26 protein-coding genes are annotated in these 20,259 nt (G+C 62.0%); 10 read left to right on the forward strand and 16 right to left on the reverse strand.

Translation table 11 applies throughout. The features are described 5' to 3' along the window. Window positions 1–24: 24 nt before the first annotated feature. Window positions 25–906: a LysR family transcriptional regulator gene (locus KUV51_RS16750; RefSeq protein ID WP_222522594.1), complete on the forward strand. Its 882-nt coding sequence runs from the start codon at window positions 25–27 to the stop codon at window positions 904–906. Window positions 907–944: 38 nt separating this feature from the next. Here the strand turns inward: KUV51_RS16750 and pheT are convergent, their stop codons facing one another. The 5 genes from pheT to KUV51_RS16775 all read right to left on the reverse strand — a co-directional run bounded on the left by pheT (window position 945) and on the right by KUV51_RS16775 (window position 6,740). Beyond that, window positions 945–3,341: a phenylalanine--tRNA ligase subunit beta gene (gene pheT / locus KUV51_RS16755; RefSeq protein WP_222522595.1), complete on the reverse strand. Its 2,397-nt coding sequence runs from the start codon at window positions 3,339–3,341 to the stop codon at window positions 945–947. Between the two features lie 90 nt (window positions 3,342–3,431). After that, window positions 3,432–4,253 (reverse strand): alpha/beta hydrolase family esterase, encoded by an 822-nt coding sequence (locus KUV51_RS16760; protein ID WP_222522596.1) that lies wholly within the window; start codon window positions 4,251–4,253, stop codon window positions 3,432–3,434. A gap of 31 nt (window positions 4,254–4,284) precedes the next feature. Then, window positions 4,285–4,497, reverse strand: coding sequence for a phenylalanyl-tRNA synthetase subunit beta (locus KUV51_RS16765; RefSeq protein WP_222522597.1), 213 nt, complete (start codon window positions 4,495–4,497; stop codon window positions 4,285–4,287). A 54-nt stretch (window positions 4,498–4,551) separates the two neighbouring features. After that, the gene (gene pheS, locus KUV51_RS16770; protein WP_222522598.1) at window positions 4,552–5,625 is read right to left on the reverse strand and encodes a phenylalanine--tRNA ligase subunit alpha; all 1,074 of its coding nucleotides are present in this window, start codon (window positions 5,623–5,625) and stop codon (window positions 4,552–4,554) included. A gap of 53 nt (window positions 5,626–5,678) precedes the next feature. Beyond that, complete coding sequence (locus KUV51_RS16775) at window positions 5,679–6,740, reverse strand: Hint domain-containing protein (protein ID WP_222522599.1); 1,062 nt, start codon at window positions 6,738–6,740, stop codon at window positions 5,679–5,681. 250 nt (window positions 6,741–6,990) lie between these two features. Between KUV51_RS16775 and KUV51_RS16780 the strand changes: the two genes are divergently transcribed. Genes KUV51_RS16780 through KUV51_RS16790 form a run of 3 tightly spaced genes read left to right on the forward strand, consistent with a single transcriptional unit; the run spans window position 6,991 to window position 8,246 of the window. Continuing rightward, entirely contained in the window at window positions 6,991–7,200 is a 210-nt protein-coding gene (locus tag KUV51_RS16780; protein WP_152612881.1) for a hypothetical protein, read from the forward strand. A 21-nt stretch (window positions 7,201–7,221) separates the two neighbouring features. After that, window positions 7,222–8,019, forward strand: a complete 798-nt coding sequence (locus tag KUV51_RS16785) for an OmpA family protein (protein ID WP_222522600.1) — start codon at window positions 7,222–7,224, stop codon at window positions 8,017–8,019. Next, complete coding sequence (locus tag KUV51_RS16790) at window positions 8,019–8,246, forward strand: hypothetical protein (protein ID WP_222522601.1); 228 nt, start codon at window positions 8,019–8,021, stop codon at window positions 8,244–8,246. The genes KUV51_RS16785 and KUV51_RS16790 overlap by 1 nt, the downstream gene beginning before the upstream one ends. A gap of 4 nt (window positions 8,247–8,250) precedes the next feature. On the opposite strand, the gene KUV51_RS16795 is transcribed toward KUV51_RS16790, so the two are convergent. From KUV51_RS16795 to pyk, 5 genes are all read right to left on the reverse strand, one after another. Then, entirely contained in the window at window positions 8,251–8,688 is a 438-nt protein-coding gene (locus KUV51_RS16795) for a BLUF domain-containing protein (protein ID WP_222522602.1), read from the reverse strand. Between the two features lie 145 nt (window positions 8,689–8,833). Beyond that, window positions 8,834–9,199, reverse strand: a complete 366-nt coding sequence (gene rplT / locus KUV51_RS16800; RefSeq protein ID WP_039681970.1) for a 50S ribosomal protein L20 — start codon at window positions 9,197–9,199, stop codon at window positions 8,834–8,836. Between the two features lie 17 nt (window positions 9,200–9,216). Then, the gene (gene rpmI / locus KUV51_RS16805; protein ID WP_039682336.1) at window positions 9,217–9,417 is read right to left on the reverse strand and encodes a 50S ribosomal protein L35; all 201 of its coding nucleotides are present in this window, start codon (window positions 9,415–9,417) and stop codon (window positions 9,217–9,219) included. 141 nt (window positions 9,418–9,558) lie between these two features. Next, window positions 9,559–9,780 (reverse strand): hypothetical protein, encoded by a 222-nt coding sequence (locus tag KUV51_RS16810; RefSeq protein ID WP_222522603.1) that lies wholly within the window; start codon window positions 9,778–9,780, stop codon window positions 9,559–9,561. A 29-nt stretch (window positions 9,781–9,809) separates the two neighbouring features. Then, window positions 9,810–11,255, reverse strand: a complete 1,446-nt coding sequence (gene pyk, locus KUV51_RS16815) for a pyruvate kinase (RefSeq protein WP_222522604.1) — start codon at window positions 11,253–11,255, stop codon at window positions 9,810–9,812. An 84-nt stretch (window positions 11,256–11,339) separates the two neighbouring features. Here pyk and KUV51_RS16820 point away from each other — a divergent pair, with 84 nt between their 5' ends. The 3 genes from KUV51_RS16820 (at window position 11,340) to KUV51_RS16830 (ending at window position 13,073) form a co-directional block, all read left to right on the forward strand. Further along, a complete protein-coding gene (locus tag KUV51_RS16820; RefSeq protein WP_315898842.1) occupies window positions 11,340–12,092 on the forward strand; it encodes an N-formylglutamate amidohydrolase in 753 nt (250 codons plus the stop codon). A gap of 79 nt (window positions 12,093–12,171) precedes the next feature. After that, window positions 12,172–12,486 carry a DUF1244 domain-containing protein gene (locus KUV51_RS16825; protein ID WP_222522605.1) on the forward strand — a complete coding sequence of 105 codons (315 nt, stop codon included), beginning with the start codon at window positions 12,172–12,174 and terminating at the stop codon, window positions 12,484–12,486. Continuing rightward, the gene (locus KUV51_RS16830; RefSeq protein ID WP_222522606.1) at window positions 12,483–13,073 is read left to right on the forward strand and encodes an OsmC family protein; all 591 of its coding nucleotides are present in this window, start codon (window positions 12,483–12,485) and stop codon (window positions 13,071–13,073) included. The genes KUV51_RS16825 and KUV51_RS16830 overlap by 4 nt, the downstream gene beginning before the upstream one ends. A 33-nt stretch (window positions 13,074–13,106) precedes the next feature. On the opposite strand, the gene KUV51_RS16835 is transcribed toward KUV51_RS16830, so the two are convergent. The 5 genes from KUV51_RS16835 to dgcN all read right to left on the reverse strand — a co-directional run bounded on the left by KUV51_RS16835 (window position 13,107) and on the right by dgcN (window position 17,374). Continuing rightward, window positions 13,107–13,391, reverse strand: a complete 285-nt coding sequence (locus KUV51_RS16835) for a hypothetical protein (protein ID WP_222522607.1) — start codon at window positions 13,389–13,391, stop codon at window positions 13,107–13,109. Beyond that, window positions 13,391–14,284 (reverse strand): SPFH domain-containing protein, encoded by an 894-nt coding sequence (locus KUV51_RS16840; protein ID WP_222522608.1) that lies wholly within the window; start codon window positions 14,282–14,284, stop codon window positions 13,391–13,393. Before KUV51_RS16840 ends, KUV51_RS16835 begins: the two co-directional genes overlap by 1 nt. A 100-nt stretch (window positions 14,285–14,384) precedes the next feature. After that, window positions 14,385–15,248 (reverse strand): D-amino-acid transaminase, encoded by an 864-nt coding sequence (locus KUV51_RS16845; RefSeq protein WP_222522609.1) that lies wholly within the window; start codon window positions 15,246–15,248, stop codon window positions 14,385–14,387. Window positions 15,249–15,344: 96 nt separating this feature from the next. Beyond that, the gene (dgcA, locus tag KUV51_RS16850; protein WP_222522610.1) at window positions 15,345–16,310 is read right to left on the reverse strand and encodes an N-acetyl-D-Glu racemase DgcA; all 966 of its coding nucleotides are present in this window, start codon (window positions 16,308–16,310) and stop codon (window positions 15,345–15,347) included. Window positions 16,311–16,375: 65 nt separating this feature from the next. After that, a complete protein-coding gene (gene dgcN, locus KUV51_RS16855; protein WP_222522611.1) occupies window positions 16,376–17,374 on the reverse strand; it encodes an N-acetyltransferase DgcN in 999 nt (332 codons plus the stop codon). A 257-nt stretch (window positions 17,375–17,631) separates the two neighbouring features. Between dgcN and KUV51_RS16860 the strand changes: the two genes are divergently transcribed. Both KUV51_RS16860 and KUV51_RS16865 read left to right on the forward strand, forming a co-directional pair. Beyond that, a complete protein-coding gene (locus KUV51_RS16860; RefSeq protein ID WP_039681950.1) occupies window positions 17,632–18,591 on the forward strand; it encodes an L-malyl-CoA/beta-methylmalyl-CoA lyase in 960 nt (319 codons plus the stop codon). Between the two features lie 118 nt (window positions 18,592–18,709). Then, window positions 18,710–19,111, forward strand: a complete 402-nt coding sequence (locus KUV51_RS16865) for a VOC family protein (protein ID WP_222522612.1) — start codon at window positions 18,710–18,712, stop codon at window positions 19,109–19,111. Window positions 19,112–19,181: 70 nt separating this feature from the next. On the opposite strand, the gene KUV51_RS16870 is transcribed toward KUV51_RS16865, so the two are convergent. Then, window positions 19,182–19,658, reverse strand: a complete 477-nt coding sequence (locus KUV51_RS16870) for a lytic transglycosylase domain-containing protein (protein WP_261385883.1) — start codon at window positions 19,656–19,658, stop codon at window positions 19,182–19,184. Window positions 19,659–19,767: 109 nt separating this feature from the next. Between KUV51_RS16870 and KUV51_RS16875 the strand changes: the two genes are divergently transcribed. Then, window positions 19,768–20,235: a DUF302 domain-containing protein gene (locus KUV51_RS16875; protein WP_222522613.1), complete on the forward strand. Its 468-nt coding sequence runs from the start codon at window positions 19,768–19,770 to the stop codon at window positions 20,233–20,235. Window positions 20,236–20,259 lie beyond the last annotated feature (24 nt).

A 20,259-nucleotide genomic window follows, 5' to 3' on the forward strand; every position in this document is an offset into this window, starting at 1 on the left:
TGCAGGTCATATATACAAATTTGCATGGTAAAAGGTTTTGATTGGACACATGTACAGGCCTTCCTTGCCACTGCAGAGGGCGGATCGCTCTCTGCTGCCGCACGGGATCTGGGGCTGACCCAGCCCACGGTCGGGCGACAGGTGGCGGCCTTGGAGGACGAGCTACGGCTGGTTCTTTTCGAAAGGACGGCCCGATCCTTGACCCTGACGGATGCAGGGCGCGACCTGCTGGTCGAGGCGCGCAAGATGGGGGACGCGGCCCAGCGGATCGGCGTCATCGCACAGGGTCGGACCCAAGGCTTGGACGGGACAATCCGCGTCACCGCATCCGACATGATGAGCGCCTATGTGCTGCCCGACACGCTGCTGAAACTGCGCAGCCTCGCGCCGCGCTTGCGGGTCGATGTTATCGCGGCCAATGACATCCGTGACATCCTGAAGCGCGAGGCAGACATCGCCATCCGCCATGTGCGCCCAACCGAACCCGACCTGATCGCGCGCAAGATCAATGATGCCTCGGCGCATCTTTATGCCGCGAAGGACTACGTGGCGCGGCGTGGGATGCCTGCAACCGTTGAGGCGCTAAGAGACCATGACTTCATCAGCATGGCAGACGATGATCGGTTCATCGCCGCTATGGCCGACCGGGGCATCCCGGTCACACGGGAGAACCTGCGGACAGGATCGACCAGCGGGATCACCACGTGGGAGATGATGCGCAAGGGGTTTGGCCTGTTTCCGATGTCCGACCATATCGCGGCGCAGTTTGACGATGCCGTGCGGCTGCTGGATGGCGTGACCGATCTGACCTTCCCGGTCTGGTTGGTCACGCATCGCGACCTGCACACCAGCAAGCGGATCAGGCTGGTGTTTGACCTGCTTGCGGACATGCTGGTCGAGAGCTGACTTGCCGGTAAAGGTGCGCAGTGAATGCGCACCCTACACTAGCCGCGCAATGTGCCGCCCGTGGCCTTGGTGACCTTCTCGACCACCTTTTGCGCGACGGCTTCGATGTCCGCGTCTTTGAGCGTCGCGTCCTTGGGCTGCAAGCGCACGGTCAGGGCGAGGGATTTCTTGCCTTCGCCCAAGGAGCCGCCGATGAACTCGTCAAAGATGCGCACATCTTCGATCAGCGCCTTGTCGGCGCCCATCGCGGCGTTGACGAGCGTCAGCGCCTCAACCTCGGCATCGACGACAAAGGCAAAGTCACGCTCGACTGCCTGCAAATCGCTGATGTCCAGCGCGCCCTTGTTGGCACCGGCCTTGCGCGGCATTGGCACCTCGGTAGGCCAGAGGGTGAAGGCCATGGCGGGTCCTTTGACATCCATTGCCTCAAGAACGCGGGGGTGCAGCTCACCAAAGACGCCCAGCACCTTTTTTGGACCAAGGCAGATCTTGCCGTGCCGACCAGGGTGCCACCAGTTCTGCGCGCCGCGCATGATCTGCACCTTGGCAGGTGCGCCGATGGCGGACAGGATCGCTTCGGCATCCGCCTTCACGTCGTAGACATCGACGGGCCGCGACGCGCTGTGCACGTCCTTGGGTCCGGTGCGGCCGACCAGCAGGCCGGAAACCAACAGGTGCTGCTCTCCCGGCTCGCCACCGTGGAAGGCCGGGCCGACCTCGAACAGGGCCAGATCAGCAAAGCCGCGCGCCTGGTTGCGAGCGGCGGCCTGCAAGAGACCGGGCAACAGCGCCGGGCGCATGTGGCTCATGTCGCTGGAGATCGGGTTTTCCAGCATCGTCGCATCGGCGCCGCCGCCGAACAGCTTGGCCGATGCTTGGTCGATGAAGCTGTAGGTCACGCATTCGTTGTAGCCGAGCGCCGCCGCCGTCCGTCGCGCGATCTGTTCGCGGCGCTGGATGGGTGTCATCACCGGTTTCGGCACGCCATCCGTCAGGCGGGGCAAGGGCTTGCCCTGCAGCTTGGTCAAGGAGGCGACACGCGCCACTTCCTCGACCAGATCGGCCTCTCCCATGACATCCGGGCGCCAGCTCGGCACGTGGGCCATGTCGCCTTCAAGTTTGAAGCCGAGCGCGGTCAGCGTCTGGCGCTGTTCGCTTTCGTGGATCTCCATGCCGACAAGGCTTTGCACCCGTGCCGCGTTCAGGCGGTAGGCGCGGCTGGTGTCCGGGATAGCCCCCGCGCTGACCACGCTTGAGGCTGTGCCGCCTGCATGTTCAAGGATCATCGCGCAGGCATGGTCGAGCCCCACAGGGGTGAAGGCCGGATCGACCCCCCGTTCGAAGCGGTAGCGCGCGTCCGAGTTGATCTTGAGCGCGCGGCCGGTATAGGCGATCTGGATTGGGTCCCAATAGGCGCTTTCGACAAAGACATTCACCGTCTCTTCGGTGCAGCCCGTTTCGGCGCCACCCATGACACCGGCAATGCTTTCGGGGCCGTTGTCGTCCGAGATGATCATCTGGCCGGGTTGGAAGGTGTAGGTTTTCTCGTCCAGCGCCGCGATTTCCTCACCACCCTTGGCGCGGTGCACACGCAGGTTGCCCGCCACCTTGTCCGCGTCAAAGACGTGCAGGGGGCGGTTCAGGTCGTAGGTGAAGTAGTTGGTCACATCGACGAGGAAGGAGATCGGGCGCAGGCCGATGGCACGCAGGCGGTCCTGCAGCCATGCCGGGCTGGGCCCGTTCTGCACACCCCGGATCAGGCGGCCGAAGAAGGCGGGGCAGCCGTCCAGCGTGTCGTCATCGATGCTGACCGTGATGTCCGAGACAAAGGCGCCCTCGACCTCGGGCACAGGATTGGGGCGCATGGTGCCCAGACCGCGTGCGGCCAGATCGCGGGCAATGCCGCGCACGCCCAGCGCGTCGGGGCGGTTGGGGGTGATGGCAATTTCGATCACCGGGTCGACCTTGGCCGGGTCGTTTTCGGCCAGCCAGTCGACAAAACGGTCGCCGACCTCTCCCGAGGGCAGCTCGATGATGCCGTCATGTTCGTCCGACAGCTCCATCTCGCGCTCGGAGGCCATCATGCCGAAGCTCTCGATCCCACGGATCTTGCCCACGCCGATGGTGGTGTCGATGCCGGGGACGTAGACGCCGGGTTTGGCGACGACGACCGTAATCCCCTCGCGCGCGTTGGGGGCACCACAGATGATCTGTTTCTCGCCCTCGTCCGTGGCGACCTGGCAGACGCGCAGACGGTCGGCATCGGGGTGCTTTTCGGCGCTCAGCACCTTGCCGATGGTAAAGTCGGCCAGCTTCGCCCCGCGGTCCTCGACCCCTTCGACTTCCAGTCCAAGGTCGGTCAGCGCATAGGTGATCTCGTCCACGGAAGCCGTGGTGTCGAGGTGCTGCTTGAGCCAGCTGAGCGTGAATTTCATCGGGCAGTCCCCTGCATTCCAGTACCGGGCCTGCAATGGCAAAGTTCAGGCAAAGGTGCAAGCATGGCAGACGCCCGGAGCGCCGCCCATTCAGGGATAGACCGGCTCGCGGCCCAGAAGCTCGTCCAGTTGCCGCGCGATCCAGCCATGGGGAATGAAATGCCCGCCCGGATGGGTGTCGAGCGTGACTTTGGTGCCGCCCGCGCAGTCCTGCCATTCGGTGCGAGTGAGGGTCAGGAAATCGACCTGTGACCAGTCGCCAACGTCCGTTTGAGTGTCGGAACAGTCCAGCCGGTCGCGCCAGAGCGACACGGGGTGCGTCGTGTCGCCATCGGGACCGTAGGGATAGTCGAGCACATTGTCCTTGAGCCCATGCACATGCCGTGCCTCACGCGGGGCCTGCGCGCAAGTTTCGGACAGGTTGATCGTGCCGGAGATGCCCAGAAGCGCGCGGATGTTCATGTCCGTGCCACGGTCGCAGGCCACCCGCCACGCCATGATGGAACCGTAGGAATAGCCCGACAGAAAAATGTCATCCGGGTTGATTGGGTAGCGCGCGGCGACATCTGCCAGCACGTCCGCAGCGAATTGCACATCCTCGGTCTCTGCCGACCACATGTTCCATGTCTTGCGCAGGCCGTTCGGCGCAATCAACAGCACCCCGCGTCTTTGGGTGGCGTCGGAAATGCGCTGATGCTGAACCGGCAAGGCGCCCGTGCGTTGCCAGCCGTGGAAATGGATGAGAACAGGCATCGGGCTGGTGCCATCCCAGCCGTCGGGTTCTCTGACATGGTAAGACCGATCGCCCAGCGCGCAGGGGACGTCGATATGGCAGGTGTCGCGTTGTGTTTCGGCGGCGGATAGGGTGGGCAGTGCGCTCAACAGCGCGGCAATCGCAAGTGGTCGTATCATTCGACGCACGCTACCCATCCAGTGCCGCATGTCACGTCACATTGTCGTGGTCGTCGCCATTGCGCCGCTGGATCGCCTCCAGCCAGCGGTCGATCAGCAGGATGGGGGCCAGCACAATGGTCCAGCCTGTCGCGTTGATGATGGTGAAGGTGACCTTCAGGTGCGTGGGCATGTCAGAACGCCATAGGAAGACGTGGGCGATCACGATCAGGGTGACGAGGGTCAGGACGAGCCATTTGCGCATGATCGGTCACATAGCGCGCCGGGGCAGGTGCGCAATGAATGCGCACCCTATGGTCTAGCGGCTCAACCCGCCATGCAGCGTCGGCACGTCCAGTGCGGCAAAGCCGTAGTGTCGCAGCCAGCGCAGGTCGCTGTCGAAGAACGCACGCAGGTCCGGGACGCCGTATTTCAACATCGCGATACGGTCGATGCCCATGCCGAAGGCAAAGCCCTGCCATTCGGTGGGATCAATCCCGCCCGCTTCGAGCACCTTGGGGTGCACCATGCCGGAGCCGAGGATTTCGAGCCAGTCGTCGCCCTCGCCCACTTTGAGCGTGCCGCCTTCCCAGGAGCAGCGGATGTCGACCTCGGCCGAGGGTTCGGTGAAGGGGAAGTGCGAGGCGCGGAAGCGTAGGTCAACGCCGTCCACCTCGAAATAGGACTTCACGAACTCTTCCAGCACCCATTTCAGGTTTGCCATCGAGATGTCGCGGTCGATGGCGAGGCCCTCGACCTGGTGGAACATGGGTGTATGGGTCTGGTCGTAGTCGGCGCGATACACACCGCCGGGGCAGATGATGCGGGTGGGGGCGCCTGTTGCCTCCATCGACCGGATCTGCACCGGTGAGGTGTGGGTGCGCAGCACGTGGGGCGGGCGATTGTCGCCTTCGGCCCGGTGCATGTAGAACGTGTCCATCTCGGCCCGTGCGGGGTGGTGGCCGGGGATGTTCAGGGCGTCGAAGTTGTACCAGTCGGTGTCGATCCGCGGCCCTTCGGCGACGGAAAACCCCATCTCGGCGAAAATGGCCGTGACCTCTTCGGTCACCTGACTGATCGGGTGGATGGTGCCACGGCGTTGGGTTCGCGTGGGCAGCGTGACGTCCAGCCATTCGGACCGCAGCCGTTCATCAAGTGCTGCATCTGCGAGTGCGGCCTTCTTGGCGGCGAGCGCGCTGTTGATCTCGGACTTGAGCGCGTTCAGGGCGGGGCCCGCCACCTGCCGCTCTTCGGCGGTCATCTTGCCCAGTTCGCGCATCTTGAGCGCAACCTCACCCTTCTTGCCCACGGCGGCAATGCGGATGTCTTCGAGCGACGCCTCGTCAGCGGCGTCGGCGATCTGGGTCAGGTACTTGGATTTGAGATCGTCCATGACGTGCTCCTTCATTCGCTGCCCTGCTACCACAACGCGGCAGGATGGCAAGATCAGGCGACGTTCAGGAGGGGTCCGAAGCGGACGGGATAGGACGGGCGCGCGGTCAGAAGGGCCGCAGGTTGTCGCAATTCGGGGAAAAGCGCGGTCAGTTCCTCTTCCGTGTCGTGGTTCCAGCCCCCTGCTTCGGCACAGGCCGGGAAATAGCTTTCACTCCACATCCCATTGCTGCACACGATCTGATGCGTGGCAAAGAGAAGGTGAACGTAGTGGACCTGCGCCACATCCTGCTGGATCATGGTCTTGCCGTTCACGAGGGCCTTGGCCGGGATCAGGATTTCGTCTGCCCCGAAATACAGTTCAGCCTGCCAGCCACGGATCAGCACCCTGTGCTGTGGCGACACGCGCAAGGTCGATGTGGCGCCCAGAGCCCCCGGCGCAAACTCGATCGGGGCAAATCGACCCGTGCCCGACACCTTACGATGTCCGGTCCAGACGAGAGGCATTGGCCCGTGATCCAGCGTCAGCACCAGATCTCCGGCATCCAGCGTCGCAACATCGCGCGGGCCATCCGGCGTGTCGACCATCGTACCCGCAACAAAGCACGCGATGCCCGTGTCACCCGGGCCGAGCGCTTCATAGGTGATCTGGTCCGGATTGGGCTGGTTGAACTGGATGGTCGTCGTGGTGGCCTCGGGCCCAACGACAACGGGCAGGTTCTCGGACACAGCACCGGCAGCCGCACCGCTGGCGGCCGTGATGTTTTGTGTCCCTCCACCAATATCGTAGAAATCCAGAACATCCCCTGTCGCCGTATTGGTCAGGGCATAGGCTTCGTAGTTGGTCGCGCCTCCTCCGTCCGGGTCGGTCAGGAAGATTGGCAGGTTGTCCGCTGACAGGACAAAGATCACCTCGCCATTGTCGGGATCAACAGATTGCACGACGCGGGGGTCGTCCAGACGCACTTCGATGCCCAGACTGCCATCCGCCTGATAGAACCCCACGACAAAGTCAGCCGGATCGTCTGACTGGCCGAGCGCGACTTCCAGGAATTCGGATACACCCGAATTCCGTGCATATGCGTTGGAGTAGTGAAGTTCACTGATCCGGGGCAAGCTGGGAACGTCCTTTGCATCGCGTCGACTGGCTTGGGCCACTATGACGAGGAGATTGTGCCAATTGTTGGGAGCGCAGGTGAAAGAATGCGGCCAAGCGCGTCACAATCCAAAATAGCAAGATTCCCGCCAGAGGGGAATTGCTTCTAAATCTATGAAACCCCTCAATACTTAGGATATTCGATAGCGTATTGCACAGGATATGGTATGGTTTGAGAATCGTGTATGTATGAAGTGACGGTCGCGACGAATGAAACCCATCATGTATTCGCATCGTTTGAAGTCGGTGCTGCAACACACCGTTCGGGAACTGGGGTTGACCCTGGTACTGGATGACGGTCGCACCGAGCTCGACCTGGCCGAGAATGAGGCGATGATCCGTGAGACGGCGCAGCTTCTCGGACTGCAGGTACATTTCGAGCGCAATGAAGCGGGGCTGTCCGTCACTTTTTACAAGTAACCGTCACCTGGGGGAGACGACATGCGGGGTAAGGCAAAGCAGCGCGAAATGCGCGCGTTACGAGCGGCTGGTCTGACGCTGGCCGGGGCCGAACGGCTGACACAGACAAAGGGCGGATCGACCGCAGCGCTGTCCGTGCTGGGTGGCCTTGGCATCATGGTACTCGCAGGTGTTGGCGTGCTGAGCATGAACCTTCCGGCGAGCGACGTGGTCGAGACAGAACCAACACCAGCCGTGACGCCCGCAGCAATTGTACCGGACGTAGCAGTTGATGTGGCGACCACAGATGTGATCCCGGCATCGACAGAATTGGCAAGCACCCCCGTGACGGACGCGGCACTGTCGCCCGCAGAGGATGTCGTTGAAATGCCGTGGCTTGTGGCTTTGGAACAGGAACCGCAAACCACGCCGCAACCGGTTGAAACATCGGTTGCGATTGAGGTCGAAAAGGACTGCGTCGTGACACTCGCGGCCGAGGTCTCCGGTGTATTGATGCAATTCGATGCGGGTAGCGCGCTGGTGCCGCCCGGCAGCTACGATCAGCTTTGGCACATCGGGACACAAGTGAATGCGTGCCCGGAGGCGCGCGTTCTGGTGGCTGGGCATTCCGACAGTTCGGGATCGGACCTCGCCAACCTGCAACTCAGCTGGACCCGCGCCGAAAACACGGTCGAGGCGTTGTCGGCGCTCGGCCTCGACACCGGTCAATTCGAAACGGTCGGTTTCGGGTCCCGCGCCCCCATTGAACAGGGCAGCAACGGCGACGACGGGATCAACCGGCGTGTGGAATTGCGGGTTTTGAACGGGGGGACACGGTGATGACAGGCATTGCGCTTCAGTTTGGCATCGCACTTGTCTTCATGGCCGTGGCGGCGGTGATCGGGTATCTGTTATCCCGTCAGAAATACCGCAACGAGAGTGCTGCTCATATCGCGATGCTTTCGGGCGAGACTGCAAAGTGGCGGCGGCGGGCAAGCGTTGCCGAAGACCGCGCACGCAGTGCCGAGAACGCATTGGTCCGCGAGCGCCGGAAATCCCGGCGCTGACGGCTTAGGCCCGATCCACCGAAAACCGCGGTGACAGTTCCACCGACAGGTCCTGCAGCACGTCCAGCAGGCTGTCGACATTTACCGTTTCAGGGTTGATCTCGTCGGTAGAGAAGTAGCGCAGGTAGATGCTTTGCGCCCTGTCATCCATGCCCTGGTGCAGCCCCATCGACCATGTCGGGAAGATACGCTCGCGTGCGTCAGTACAGGACAACAGAATGATGTTGCTGTGGCGCGGATCCCGCGAGATGCGGTGATAGAGGGCCGAGACCTCGACCCGCCCGCCTTCGATCACTTGCAGGAAATGGTCGCCGTTGTAGTGCAGCATCCCTGTCAGGTTCATGCGCTTGTTGTTGCGCTGACAGGTCTCGATCAGCTCCTGAGAATCCAGGCTCTCCGATGGGTTTCGTTGCGAGTAGTAAACCAGCCGAGTCAGATTCATCGAGTCACCTCTTAAGAGCTATATCTAGTATGGTGAACTGCCCGTACCACTGGATCAAGCAAAATCAAGGCCACGGAAGGCCCGAAAACGCAATAAAAAAGCCGCCTCCGTACGGGGCGGCTTTTTCGTCAACCGGGGGTAGGTATCAGGCGTTCAGTTTCGCCTTGGCCTGGTCCACGATCGCGGCAAATGCCTCGGGCTCGTTCACGGCCAGATCGGCCAGAACCTTGCGGTCCACTTCGATGCCGGCCAGGTTCAGGCCGTTGATGAAGCGGCTGTAGGTCAGTGCTTCGTCATGGGCGCGGACGGCGGCGTTGATACGCTGGATCCACAGGGCGCGGAAGTTGCGCTTGCGGTTGTGACGGTCACGGGTCGCATACTGGTTGGCCTTGTCGACGGCCTGACGTGCAACCTTGAAGGTGCTCTTGCGGCGGCCATAGTAACCTTTGGCGGCCTTGATGACCTTCTTGTGACGGGCGTGGGTGACGGTTCCACCTTTGGTGCGGGACATGCTTCTGCTCCTTCTTCTTAGCGGTCGTAGGGCATGTAGCCCTTGACGATTTTCGCGTCGGGGGCAGACAGGGTCGTGGTGCCGCGGGCGTCACGAATGAATTTGCGGGTGCGTTTGATCATGCCGTGGCGTTTGCCGGCCTGACCTGCCATCACCTTACCGGTGGCGGTCACCTTGAAGCGCTTCTTAGCGCTCGACTTCGTCTTCATCTTGGGCATTTCCGTCTCCATCGTTTGAGTGCGGTAGATGCGCGACTCGGCATGCCACTTGGGCCGGACGCGCGGAACGAAGCTGGCGTATACGAACAGTTGGCGGGCAAGGCAAGGGGGATTCCACCCTGCCCCAAGTCGATGAACGGATCAGATGAAGCTGGCGATCACCCGGACAAAAACGTCGGGTATCTCCTCGATCGTGTAGCCGCCCGGTTGGGTCTGAATAGCCAACAGGATCAATCCACCTGCAATCAGGATCGTGATCGCAGATGCGCGCGGCGCCCGCCGGTCCGAAATGGCGGAAAGAACGGACGGGATCGAGAAACCGGCAATCAGAATGCCTAGAATGAGATAGTAGTCGGGGCTCATCTCGTGACCTTACCTTAAGTCAGGCCACGCTACTCCGGATCAGTTGCGTAAATCAAACGTTCATCACAGGGGGCCACACGCAGGATGTTGGTGGTGCCTGTCACGTTGAAGGGCACACCGGCTGTCACGACGATCTGATCCTCGGCGCCGGCAAATCCGCCATCGCGGGCGGCGCGGGCGGCGCCGACGACGGCTTCCTTGAACCGCTCCATCGTGGGTGTGATGTAGCAGTTGCAGCCCCAACTGAGCGCCATGCGTCGCGCGGTGCGCGCCAGGGGCGTGAGCGCCAGGATCGGCACACGGGGCCGTTCACGCGCAACCAGCATGGCGGTGGTGCCGCTTTGGGTGAAACAGCAGATCGCCTTGATGTCGGTGGTCTCGGCAATCTCTCGGGCCGCCGCGACGATCCCATCCGCAATCGAGGCGCGGTTGGCGCTGCGGCTTGCTTCGATGATCTGGGTATAGGTCGGGTCCTGCTCCACTTCGGCGGCAACACGGTCCATTGTCGTGACCGCCTCAACCGGGTAGCTCCCGGCGGCGCTCTCGGCGCTGAGCATCACGGCATCAGCCCCTTCATAGATGGCAGTAGCCACGTCGCTCACCTCGGCCCGGGTGGGCATCGGGCTTTCGATCATGCTCTCCAGCATCTGGGTTGCCACGATGACGGGCTTGCCCACATGGCGGCACTTGCGGACAAGGCGCTTTTGAATCGGTGGCACGTTCTGCACCGGCAGTTCCACACCCAGATCGCCACGGGCCACCATGATGCCATCGCTGACCTGCAGGATGTGATCAAAACGGTCGACGGCGTTCGGCTTTTCGATCTTGGACAGCACGGCGGCACGGCCCTTGATCATGGCCTTGGCTTCTTCCACGTCAGCGGCGCGCTGCACGAAGCTGAGCGCAATCCAGTCCACGCCCAGCTCGGCCACGAACTTCAGATCCGCCTTGTCCTTTTCGGATAGGGCGGCAAGAGGCAGCTCCACGTCGGGCACGTTGACCCCCTTGCGGTTGGAAATCACGCCACCGGCTATGACAACACAATCGGCAAAGTCAGGGCCACAGGCTTCGACCTTCAGGCGGATCTTGCCATCGTTGACCAGCAGGGTCTTGCCCACTTCCAGCGCCTGAAAAATCTCCGGGTGCGGCAGGCAGACACGGCTGCTGTCGCCCTCTTTCTCATCAAGGTCGAGGCGGAACTTCGCGCCCTCGTCCAGCATCTCACTGTCGCCGGCAAAGACACCCACACGCAACTTCGGCCCCTGCAGATCGGCGAGAATGGCGATGGCAGACCCGGTGTCTTCCTCGACCTTGCGGATGATCGCGTGCTTCTCGGCGATCTCTTCGTGGCTGCCATGCGACATGTTCAGGCGGAACACATCCGCGCCCGCCTCGTGCAGCGCCCGGATGGTTTCGTAGGTGTCCGAGGCGGGGCCCAAAGTGGCCACGATCTTCACGTTGCGCAGGCGTCGCATGGTCTTGCCCTTTTCTGATACCGCTAACGGCGCTCTTATTGCCCAATTCACATCCCGAGGCAACTGACCTAAACCTGCAATACAATGCGTGACGAGCAAATGACACATAACGCCTTTTTCGTGGACGGCGCAGAGCGGAATGGCGCGTGGGTGATTACCTGCGATCACGCCACGAACACGGTGCCTCACCACGTAAATGGCGGCACGCTCGGGCTGCCAGAGGTCGAGATGCAGCGCCACATTGCCATCGACATCGGTGCCCTTGGCGTCGCCCGCGCCTTGGGCGAGGCGCTGAATGCCCCGGTGGTCAGCGCCAATTTCTCACGGCTGGTGATCGACCCAAACCGGGGTGCCGATGATCCAACGCTGGTGCCACAGCTCTATGACGGGACAATAATCCCCGGCAACCGCCCCCTGACCGGCGCCGAACGCCAGCGGCGTATCGACCTGCTCTACGATCCTTATCACGATGCCATCGCACGCACGGCAAACACGCGCGACATCACGTTCTTGGCAGTCCACAGCTTCACACCGCAACTGGTGGGCCGCCCCCGCCGCCCGTGGGAAATCGGCGTGCTCTCCGCACGCGACCGACGCATCGCCGACCCGCTGATCGCCAGCCTGTCCGGCGCGCTCACTTCACCGGTGGGTGACAACGCCCCCTACGCCGGCTTCTTCCCCGGCGACGCAATGAGCCAGCACGCACACATCCCGGGCCGCCCTAATGTCATCCTCGAAATCCGCCAGGACCTGATCGCTCAGCCCGAAGGTCAACACCGATGGGCCACCCTCCTGGCGCACCACCTTGAAGCCGCACGCACGCAGGCCAATCTCTAGCCTGAGTTTCTTCTGACCCGAAATACGACGGGGTCCGGGGCAGCGCCCCGGTCCGACCCCAACAAAAAGGACCACACATATGGACGACCAAACCCGCATCGAACTGGAAGCCGCCGCCTTCCGCCGCCTGCGCCAGCACCTGATGGAGGACCGCACGGACGTCCAGAACATCGACATGATGAACCTGACGGGTTTCTGTCGAAACTGCCTGTCACGTTGGTATCAGGAAGCGGCGGCAGAAAAGGGGATCGAGATGTCCAAGGATGCCGCCCGCGAGACGTTTTACGGCATGACCATGGCCGAGTGGAAAACCAATTACCAGACCGAAGCATCAGATGCGCAAAAGGCCGAGTTCAAGGACGCCTTCGCCCAGAACGTCGGTGACAAGGGATGAGCTACCGCGTCGGCGCCCGCGCCGCAGATGCCCTGCCCCCAACGGCCTTCACCCCCGCCCCGTTCAAACGGGCCAAGGCCCCCGACCCGCTGCAATTCGAGGTCAATCTCGTGGCCGAAGCGGGCACCAAACAGCACAAGACAGGCTCGGTGTCCGTCAACATTCCCGGCTTCTCGCCCCTGACGCTCTATTGCGATGAACAGCCGCCCGTGGGTGAGGATCAGGCGCCGCCGCCGCTGGCGTATTTCTGCGCCGGTATCGGGTTCTGCCTGATGACCCACCTCACCGACATCTACACCGCCCGCAAGATCGAGATTACGTCGCTGAAGTTGGAACAACGGGTGCGCTTTGCCACGAACCTAGGCCACATGCGCGACTTCGGGCACACGACGGATGGTAAAACCGAACTGGTCGAAACCCATGTGTTGATCGAAAGCCCCGAACCGCGGGACAAGATCGAAGCGCTTCTGGCCGAAGCCGAAGGCGCCTGCATGGCCCATTTCGCCCTGCGCAACCCGATCCCCTGGACCACTCGGCTGGTGCACAACGGCGCCGAAACAGTCAGCCACTCCGGGAACGGGGCTTAAATCGTAAGGCGGAGGTGTCCTCCGCCCTACCCCTCAATCATTGATGTCACGCTCGACAATCCGCACCTGCCCGCGGCGCACACCTAGAACGTTGCGCAGGGCCAACGCAGCGACGACCGAGGACACGGCAAAGAGCAGAAGCAGCGCGGGCAACCCCGCCCCGATCCAGCCCAGCGCCCCGAAACCCAGAGCCACCCCGACGACCACCGCTCCCACGGCCAACCCAAGGAACACGAACACAGGCACGAAGACTTCGATAATGGCCAGCACCAGGGCGGCCACGATCCACACCCACCAGATACTCCACAAAGCCGTCATTACGCTTTCCTCCCTTTCAACATGCCAAAGGCTTCACCAAACGCATCCATCGCACTCGACGGCAGAACAATGGTCTGCTGCCCGGCACCCGATGCGATGGTCGACACCGCGTCGACCTGCTTGAGCGCCACCTGATACTGCGCCGCCTCAATCCCGTGGGACGCAATAGCCTCAGCCACAACTTGGGTCGCATAGGCTTCCGCCTCCGCTTCGACCCGGCGCGCCTTGGCCGCTTGCTCGGCGGCATAGAGTTCCGCATCCGCGTTCAGTTCCATGGCGCGCTTGTTGCCCTCGGCCTCGGTCACCGCCGCACGACGGGCACGCTCGGCATTCAACTGCTGCAACATCGCATCGCGCGTCGCCTTGTCGAGGTTCACGTCCAGGATCTCGGCCCGCGTGACCTCAATACCCCAATCATTCACGGCCTCCTCGACCAGATGCTTGATCTGGTCGATCAGCTGCGACCGGTTCGACTGCACCTCGTCCAGTTCCATCTTACCAATCTCGGCACGAACGATACCGGCCACGGTTGTCTGCACGGCCCCATCCACGTCGCGGATACGATACACCGTCCGCTCAGGCTCGGTCACGCGGTAAAAGATGCTGGTTTCGACCTGCACCAACACGTTGTCCGACGTGATGGCGTCCTGGTTTGCATTGGGCAGCTGCCGCTCCAGCACCGACACCTTGTGGCGCACCACGTCCAGAAACGGCACGATGAAGTTGATGCCGGGGCCAAGGACCGAATGCAGACGGCCAAAGCGTTCGACCACGAACTTGTCCGCTTGCGGCACGATCCGCACGCCCAGAAACAGACATACCAACAGGAAAACAGCTGCAAGAATCAGGATCAGATTCTCGCTCAAAAGGCTCAGGATGATCTCTTCATTCATTTAATTCGTCCCTTGATGTTAATATAGTTCACATTCTCAGATGGGAATAAAAAGCCCGCTTTTCAAGGGATAATCGAAAAGCGGGCCTTAAATCGGGGGGTTAGATGGCAGCCTTGCGGCTCTCATCCAGATAGATTTCGCGCAGACGAGGGGCCACGCGACCGGGCACGCCTTCGCCCAGTTTTTCGCCGTCGATCTCGACCACCGGCATCACGAAGGTCGACGCCGAGGTGATGAACGCCTCATCCGCCTCGCGCGCCTCTTCAATGGTGAAATTGCGCTCTTCAACCTCCATCTGCGCTTCTTTGGCGAAACGCAGCACAGCCGCACGGGTGATACCATGCAAAATGTCGTTCGACCGGGCGCGCGTGATGATCTTGTTGCCCTTCACGATGTAGGCGTTGTTCGAGGTGCCCTCGGTCACGAACCCGTCCTGGATCATCCAGGCGTCATCGGCCCCCGCTTTCTTCGCCATCATCTTGCCCATGGACGGGTACAGCAACTGAACCGTCTTGATGTCACGGCGACCCCAGCGGATATCGTCGATGCTTATGACCTTCATGCCTTTCTTGGCAGCCGGATTGTCGGCCAGACCCGGCTTGTTCTGCGTGAACAGGACAATGGTCGGCGCGGTGGTTTCGGGATCAGGAAACACAAAATCCCGATCATCCGGCGCGCCACGGGTAATCTGAAGATAGATCATGCCTTCTTCGATCCCGTTCAGGCGCACCAACTCGCGATGCACCTCAAGCAGGTCCTCTTTCGAGATCGGCGACTGCATCTCCAACTCGTCCAGCGAACGTTGCAGCCGCACGGCGTGACCGTCAAAGTCGATCAGCTTGCCGTCCAGAACGGATGTCACTTCATAGACCCCATCGGCCATCAGGAACCCCCGGTCAAAGATCGACACCTTCGCCTCGGTCTCGGGCAGGTACTCTCCGTTTACATATACGGTCCGGGTCATGGGCTTGGCTCCTTGGGGCAGATCTGTGCGCGTGGCGTTATGTTACGAATTCGATGGACGCAAGGGGCGCAGGCGCACTGTCGCACCCCAGCGGGGTCAGCCCCACAGGGCGGCCGTGGGCGGATGCACCCCGGCCTCATCAAAGACCAGCGGCGCCTCACGATCCTCCGCCAGTAGCAAAGGCCCGTCCAGATCGGTCACTGCCGCCCCCTGCGCCACAAGCGTTGCGGGCGCCATGGCAAGGGACGAGCCGACCATGCAGCCCACCATGATGTCGTACCCTTCGGCCCGCGCCGCATCGCGTAGCGCCAGCGCCTCGGTCAGCCCACCGGTCTTGTCGACCTTAATGTTCACCATGTCGTACTTGCCCTTCAGCGCGGGCAGGTCCGACCGGTCATGGCAGGATTCGTCTGCACAAACAGGCACAGGACGTTCCATCCCGATCAACGCTTCGTCATCCCCGGCGGGCAAGGGCTGCTCGACCATCTGCACCCCCAGACGCACCAGATGCGGGGCCAGATCGGCATAGACCTCCGCCGACCACCCTTCATTGGCATCCACGATGATGCGGGACTTGGGCGCACCCGCCCGCACCGCCTCAAGCCGGGGCATGTCATCCGGCGTGCCCAGCTTGATCTTCAGCAAGGGCCGATGCGCATGCTCCGCCGCCTGCTTTTTCATCGCGTCGGGCGTGTCCAACGACAGGGTATAGGCGGTGATCTCCGGCCCAGGTGCCGTCAAACCAGCCAGATCCCAAGCGCGCTTGCCCGCGCGCTTCGCCTCCAGATCCCACAATGCACAATCCACAGCATTGCGCGCCGCACCGGCAGGCAGCAGATCATAAAGCCCGTCGCGGGTCAGAACACCTGACAAACTCTCAATCTCTGCCGTCACGCTGTCCACCGTCTCGTCATAGCGGGCATAGGGCACACATTCCCCCCACCCGCTATGCGCGCCATCCGACACCCGCACGGTCAACACGTGCGCCTCGGTCCGCGACCCCCGCGAAATGGTAAAGGCCTGCGCCAGCCGAAACACGTCCCGCGTCACTTCGATGCGCATAGGTCCACCCTTCCCTGTTTCAAAAAATCCTCCCCGAAGGGCCGGCTGGCCAAGTGGCCGGACACTCAGGATGTCAGCGCGTCCACCAGCTTGCCAGCCCCAAAACGGAATGGATCGGTCGCAGGCAGCCCCATGCGCTCCTCGATCTCCGCCAAACACGCCCGCGCCGCATCTTCGTCCAACGCCTTGGTGTTCACCGACACCCCGGCTACAAAGCAACCCGGGTTCGCCACCTGCGCAATCGGCAACGCCGTATCCCGCAACTGTTCCAGCGTCGGCAACCCGTAATGCGGCAACCCGCGCATATGGGTCCTTGTCGGCTCGTGGCACAGGATCAGCGCATCGGGCTGCCCGCCATGGATCAGAGCCATGGTCACACCGGAGTAGGACACGTGAAACAGGCTGCCCTGCCCCTCGATATGATCCCAGTGATCATCATCATTGTCCGGGGTCAGATACTCGACCGCACCCGCCATGAAATCCGCAATGACCGCGTCCAGCGGCACGCCCTTGCCGGTGATCAGAATGCCCGTCTGGCCCGTCGCCCGGAAATCCGAGTTCATGCCGCGGTCGCGCATCTCGGCATCCATCGACATTGCGGTGTACATCTTACCGCAGGAACAGTCGGTACCAATCGCCAGCACCCGCTTGCCGCTGCGCTTCTTGCCGTTGGCGATGGGGTAGGCAATCGTCGGCACACGCACGTCATGCAGCGTGCCGCCATTCACCTTCGCGGCCGACTGCAGCTCGTTTTCGTCCCTGAGCAGATTGTGCAAACCAGCAGCAAGGTCGTAGCCCATCTGCAGCGCCTGCACCAAGACAACCTTCCACTTATCCGAGATCACGCCGCCCCGGTTCGCCACGCCGATCACAAGCGTCTTGGCACCAGCAGCCAGACCCTCTTCCAGGGTCATATCGGTCAAGCCCATATCGGCACCACAGCCTTCCAGCCGGATCTGGCCCACCGCGTTTTCGGGACGCCAATCCTTGATCCCTTGCGCAACCTTGGCCGCCAGCTGGTCCGGCGCATCACCCAAAAACAAAAGATACGGTGTTTGAATCATCTGACATCCCCTTGGTCGTTGCGCGACAGTCTACGCAAGCCCGATGCAAGCACATCGCGAAACACACCCGAAATCAGCCAATCTTCGAAGATTTGTGCGCAATTTGGCGATCTGTGGAATTTTCTCGCACCGCACAACCAAGACACCACAGAATCTTCGCGCCATGCTGCACTTGCAAAATCACCCTTGCGGCCACAAGCGCAATTTAATACCAGCCAAAGCAGCCAAAACGAAATTATCTTACCAAAGGTCGCGCCATGTCATTCCGCCTACAACCGACGCCCCCTGCCCGCCCCAACCGCTGCCAGCTCTTCGGCCCGGGTTCGCGCCCCGCGATCTTTGAAAAGATGGCAGGCTCCGCCGCTGACGTCATCAACCTCGACCTCGAAGACAGCGTCGCCCCCTCCGACAAGGACAGCGCACGCGCCAACGTAATCGAAGCCATCGGCAACATCGACTGGGGCACCAAGACACTCAGCGTCCGGATCAACGGCCTCGACACGCCATACTGGTACCGCGACGTGGTGGACCTGCTGGAGCAAGCCAGCGACCGCCTCGACCAGATCATGATCCCCAAGGTCGGGTGTGCCGCAGACATCTACGCCGTTGACGCACTCGTCACCGCCATCGAGGCCGCCAAGGGGCGCAGCAAGAAGATCACCTTCGAAGTCATCATCGAATCCGCCGCCGGCATCGCCCATGTCGAAGAAATCGCCGCCGCCTCCCCCCGCCTGGCCGCCATGTCGCTCGGTGCTGCAGACTTTGCCGCCTCCATGGGCATGGCAACCACGGGCATCGGCGGCACGCAAGCCAACTACTACATGCTGCACGAAGGGCAAAAACACTGGTCCGACCCATGGCACTGGGCGCAGGCCGCCATCGTTGCCGCCTGCCGCACCCACGGTGTCCTGCCGGTCGATGGCCCCTTCGGCGACTTCTCGGATGACGAAGGGTTCCGTGCGCAAGCCCTGCGCTCGGCCACGCTGGGCATGGTCGGCAAATGGGCCATCCACCCCAAACAGGTCGCACTGGCCAACGACGTCTTCACCCCATCGGAAGAGGCCGTGACCGAAGCCCGCGAAATCCTCGCCGCCATGGAAGAGGCGAAGGCCAAGGGCGAAGGCGCCACAGTCTACAAAGGTCGCCTCGTCGACATTGCCTCGATTAAGCAGGCGGAAGTGATCGTGCGGCAATCCGAGATGATTGCGAGCACCTGATCTACAAAACATGCGCGTGCCGAAAACGGCGCGCGCACCCAATGAATACCAGCGCGCCGTAGCACCAGGCTCTGAAACGTCGTATTGATGCTGCACACGGTATCTGAGGGCGCGCAAAATGATCGGCTACACGATTGTCGGCACAAAGGATCTGCCAAAGGCCAAGGCCTTCTACGATCCCCTCTTCACCCATATGAATCTGCCCCTGTGCTTCGAAGACGCACAGGTGGCCTCTTGGGGGGATAAAACTGACGATACGGTCCCGCGCTTCTTCGTCTGCTACCCGTTCGACGACCAGCCCGCCACGGTGGGCAACGGCTCAATGACAGCGTTCCGCGTTGAAACGGCATCCGACGTCGACGCGCTCCACGATCTCGCGATCCGCAGCGGTGGAGCAGACGAAGGCAAACCTGGCTTCCGACCCGAAGCCTACGGTGACAAATTCTACGTGGCCTACGTGCGGGATCTCGATGGCAACAAACTCGCCTTCGCCTGCTATGACGGGAAATCCAACCCCTAACGTCCGAAACAAAAAGGGATGGAGGGTGGGGTGTCTTTGGCAAAAGCCAAAGCACGTCACCCAGACAGCCCTAGTCCGGCCAGACCTTGCGCCCGTCCACGCCCGTTTCCTCGATCAGCCCCAAGCGCTTGGCCTCGTAGTAGTACCCGCGGGCATACCACATCACGGCCTCGTCCATGTCTCCGCCCGACACCAGCCACGCGCCCCGCAAATAGCGCGTCGCGTATTTCAGATTGGTCTCTGCATCCAGCAGGTCACTCGGCTGCCCCCGAAACCCCATGCTACGGGCGGTTGCGGGCAAGATCTGCATCAACCCGTAATATGGTCCATTTCGTGCCCACGGGCGATGCGTGCTTTCCCGTATGACCACGCGCTGCACAAGTGCGACAGGCACGTCATTCTCGGCAGCAGCAGCCTCGATCTGAGCACGCAGCTCCGGCGTTTCGTTGGGGTAAAGCGGCACGGCCGACACGGGCGGCGCCTCGGGTTCGGGTGCGGAACAGGCCGCCAGCACGGCCAGGCAACAGATCATGAGAAAGCGTTTCATGGCTTCCCCCTACCCGCCCGTCCGGGCAAAATCCACGCACACAGACGTGATTGGGCAAGGCTCCGCCCACATGCTTCCCTTCGCCCGAAAAAACTGCCGGAGACCCACCATGCGCCTGTTCCTCGCCACACTCGCCCTGATCCTGACCACCGCGACGGCGCAGGCCGAGATGGCACCCCGCGACGGCTGGTCCGTGACCCCGACCTCCAAAACCTACGACCAGTTGATCGCCGACGTCAAAGCGGCCGCCAAGGCCAACAAGATGGGCGTTGTGACGCAAGCTGGCCCGACGGGTGCGGCCAAGGCGCGGGGTATCACGCTCCCCGGCAACCGGGTCATCGGCCTTTTCAACAATACCTACGCCGTCAACATCCTGAACCTGTCGACCGCCGCAATGATCGAAGCGCCGGTGCGCGTCTATGTAACGGAAAACGCGGACGGAACGGCGACTCTCAGCTACAAGCTGCCATCAGTTGTCTTTGCGCCATATGTCCCGGAAGCGGGTGCGGAACTGGCGGCTCTCTCGGACGAGCTCGACACGGTCTTTGCCTCCATCGCGGCAGAGGCTGTCGAATAATCCATAAATTGTAGGAATTTGGCA

The organism is Tateyamaria omphalii, assembly GCF_019802125.1.
GTDB lineage: Bacteria > Pseudomonadota > Alphaproteobacteria > Rhodobacterales > Rhodobacteraceae > Tateyamaria > Tateyamaria omphalii_B.

Excerpts from the sequence above, each read along its gene's own strand:
- KUV51_RS16830 (WP_222522606.1), top strand. The coding sequence starts at position 12,483 with ATGAGCTACCGCGTCGGCGCCCGCGCCGCAGATGCCCTGCCCCCAACG.
- pheT (WP_222522595.1), bottom strand. The coding sequence starts at position 3,341 with ATGAAATTCACGCTCAGCTGGCTCAAGCAGCACCTCGACACCACGGCT.
- KUV51_RS16780 (WP_152612881.1), top strand. The coding sequence starts at position 6,991 with ATGAAACCCATCATGTATTCGCATCGTTTGAAGTCGGTGCTGCAACAC.
- KUV51_RS16750 (WP_222522594.1), top strand. The coding sequence starts at position 25 with ATGGTAAAAGGTTTTGATTGGACACATGTACAGGCCTTCCTTGCCACT.
- KUV51_RS16835 (WP_222522607.1), bottom strand. The coding sequence starts at position 13,391 with ATGACGGCTTTGTGGAGTATCTGGTGGGTGTGGATCGTGGCCGCCCTG.
- KUV51_RS16840 (WP_222522608.1), bottom strand. The coding sequence starts at position 14,284 with ATGAATGAAGAGATCATCCTGAGCCTTTTGAGCGAGAATCTGATCCTG.
- dgcA (WP_222522610.1), bottom strand. The coding sequence starts at position 16,310 with ATGCGCATCGAAGTGACGCGGGACGTGTTTCGGCTGGCGCAGGCCTTT.
- KUV51_RS16790 (WP_222522601.1), top strand. The coding sequence starts at position 8,019 with ATGACAGGCATTGCGCTTCAGTTTGGCATCGCACTTGTCTTCATGGCC.
- KUV51_RS16845 (WP_222522609.1), bottom strand. The coding sequence starts at position 15,248 with ATGACCCGGACCGTATATGTAAACGGAGAGTACCTGCCCGAGACCGAG.
- KUV51_RS16810 (WP_222522603.1), bottom strand. The coding sequence starts at position 9,780 with ATGAGCCCCGACTACTATCTCATTCTAGGCATTCTGATTGCCGGTTTC.
- KUV51_RS16795 (WP_222522602.1), bottom strand. The coding sequence starts at position 8,688 with ATGAATCTGACTCGGCTGGTTTACTACTCGCAACGAAACCCATCGGAG.
- pheS (WP_222522598.1), bottom strand. The coding sequence starts at position 5,625 with ATGGACGATCTCAAATCCAAGTACCTGACCCAGATCGCCGACGCCGCT.
- rplT (WP_039681970.1), bottom strand. The coding sequence starts at position 9,199 with ATGTCCCGCACCAAAGGTGGAACCGTCACCCACGCCCGTCACAAGAAG.
- KUV51_RS16825 (WP_222522605.1), top strand. The coding sequence starts at position 12,172 with ATGGACGACCAAACCCGCATCGAACTGGAAGCCGCCGCCTTCCGCCGC.
- pyk (WP_222522604.1), bottom strand. The coding sequence starts at position 11,255 with ATGCGACGCCTGCGCAACGTGAAGATCGTGGCCACTTTGGGCCCCGCC.
- dgcN (WP_222522611.1), bottom strand. The coding sequence starts at position 17,374 with ATGATTCAAACACCGTATCTTTTGTTTTTGGGTGATGCGCCGGACCAG.
- KUV51_RS16865 (WP_222522612.1), top strand. The coding sequence starts at position 18,710 with ATGATCGGCTACACGATTGTCGGCACAAAGGATCTGCCAAAGGCCAAG.
- KUV51_RS16760 (WP_222522596.1), bottom strand. The coding sequence starts at position 4,253 with ATGATACGACCACTTGCGATTGCCGCGCTGTTGAGCGCACTGCCCACC.
- KUV51_RS16765 (WP_222522597.1), bottom strand. The coding sequence starts at position 4,497 with ATGCGCAAATGGCTCGTCCTGACCCTCGTCACCCTGATCGTGATCGCC.
- KUV51_RS16875 (WP_222522613.1), top strand. The coding sequence starts at position 19,768 with ATGCGCCTGTTCCTCGCCACACTCGCCCTGATCCTGACCACCGCGACG.
- KUV51_RS16870 (WP_261385883.1), bottom strand. The coding sequence starts at position 19,658 with ATGAAACGCTTTCTCATGATCTGTTGCCTGGCCGTGCTGGCGGCCTGT.
- KUV51_RS16860 (WP_039681950.1), top strand. The coding sequence starts at position 17,632 with ATGTCATTCCGCCTACAACCGACGCCCCCTGCCCGCCCCAACCGCTGC.
- KUV51_RS16785 (WP_222522600.1), top strand. The coding sequence starts at position 7,222 with ATGCGGGGTAAGGCAAAGCAGCGCGAAATGCGCGCGTTACGAGCGGCT.
- KUV51_RS16820 (WP_315898842.1), top strand. The coding sequence starts at position 11,340 with ATGCGTGACGAGCAAATGACACATAACGCCTTTTTCGTGGACGGCGCA.
- rpmI (WP_039682336.1), bottom strand. The coding sequence starts at position 9,417 with ATGCCCAAGATGAAGACGAAGTCGAGCGCTAAGAAGCGCTTCAAGGTG.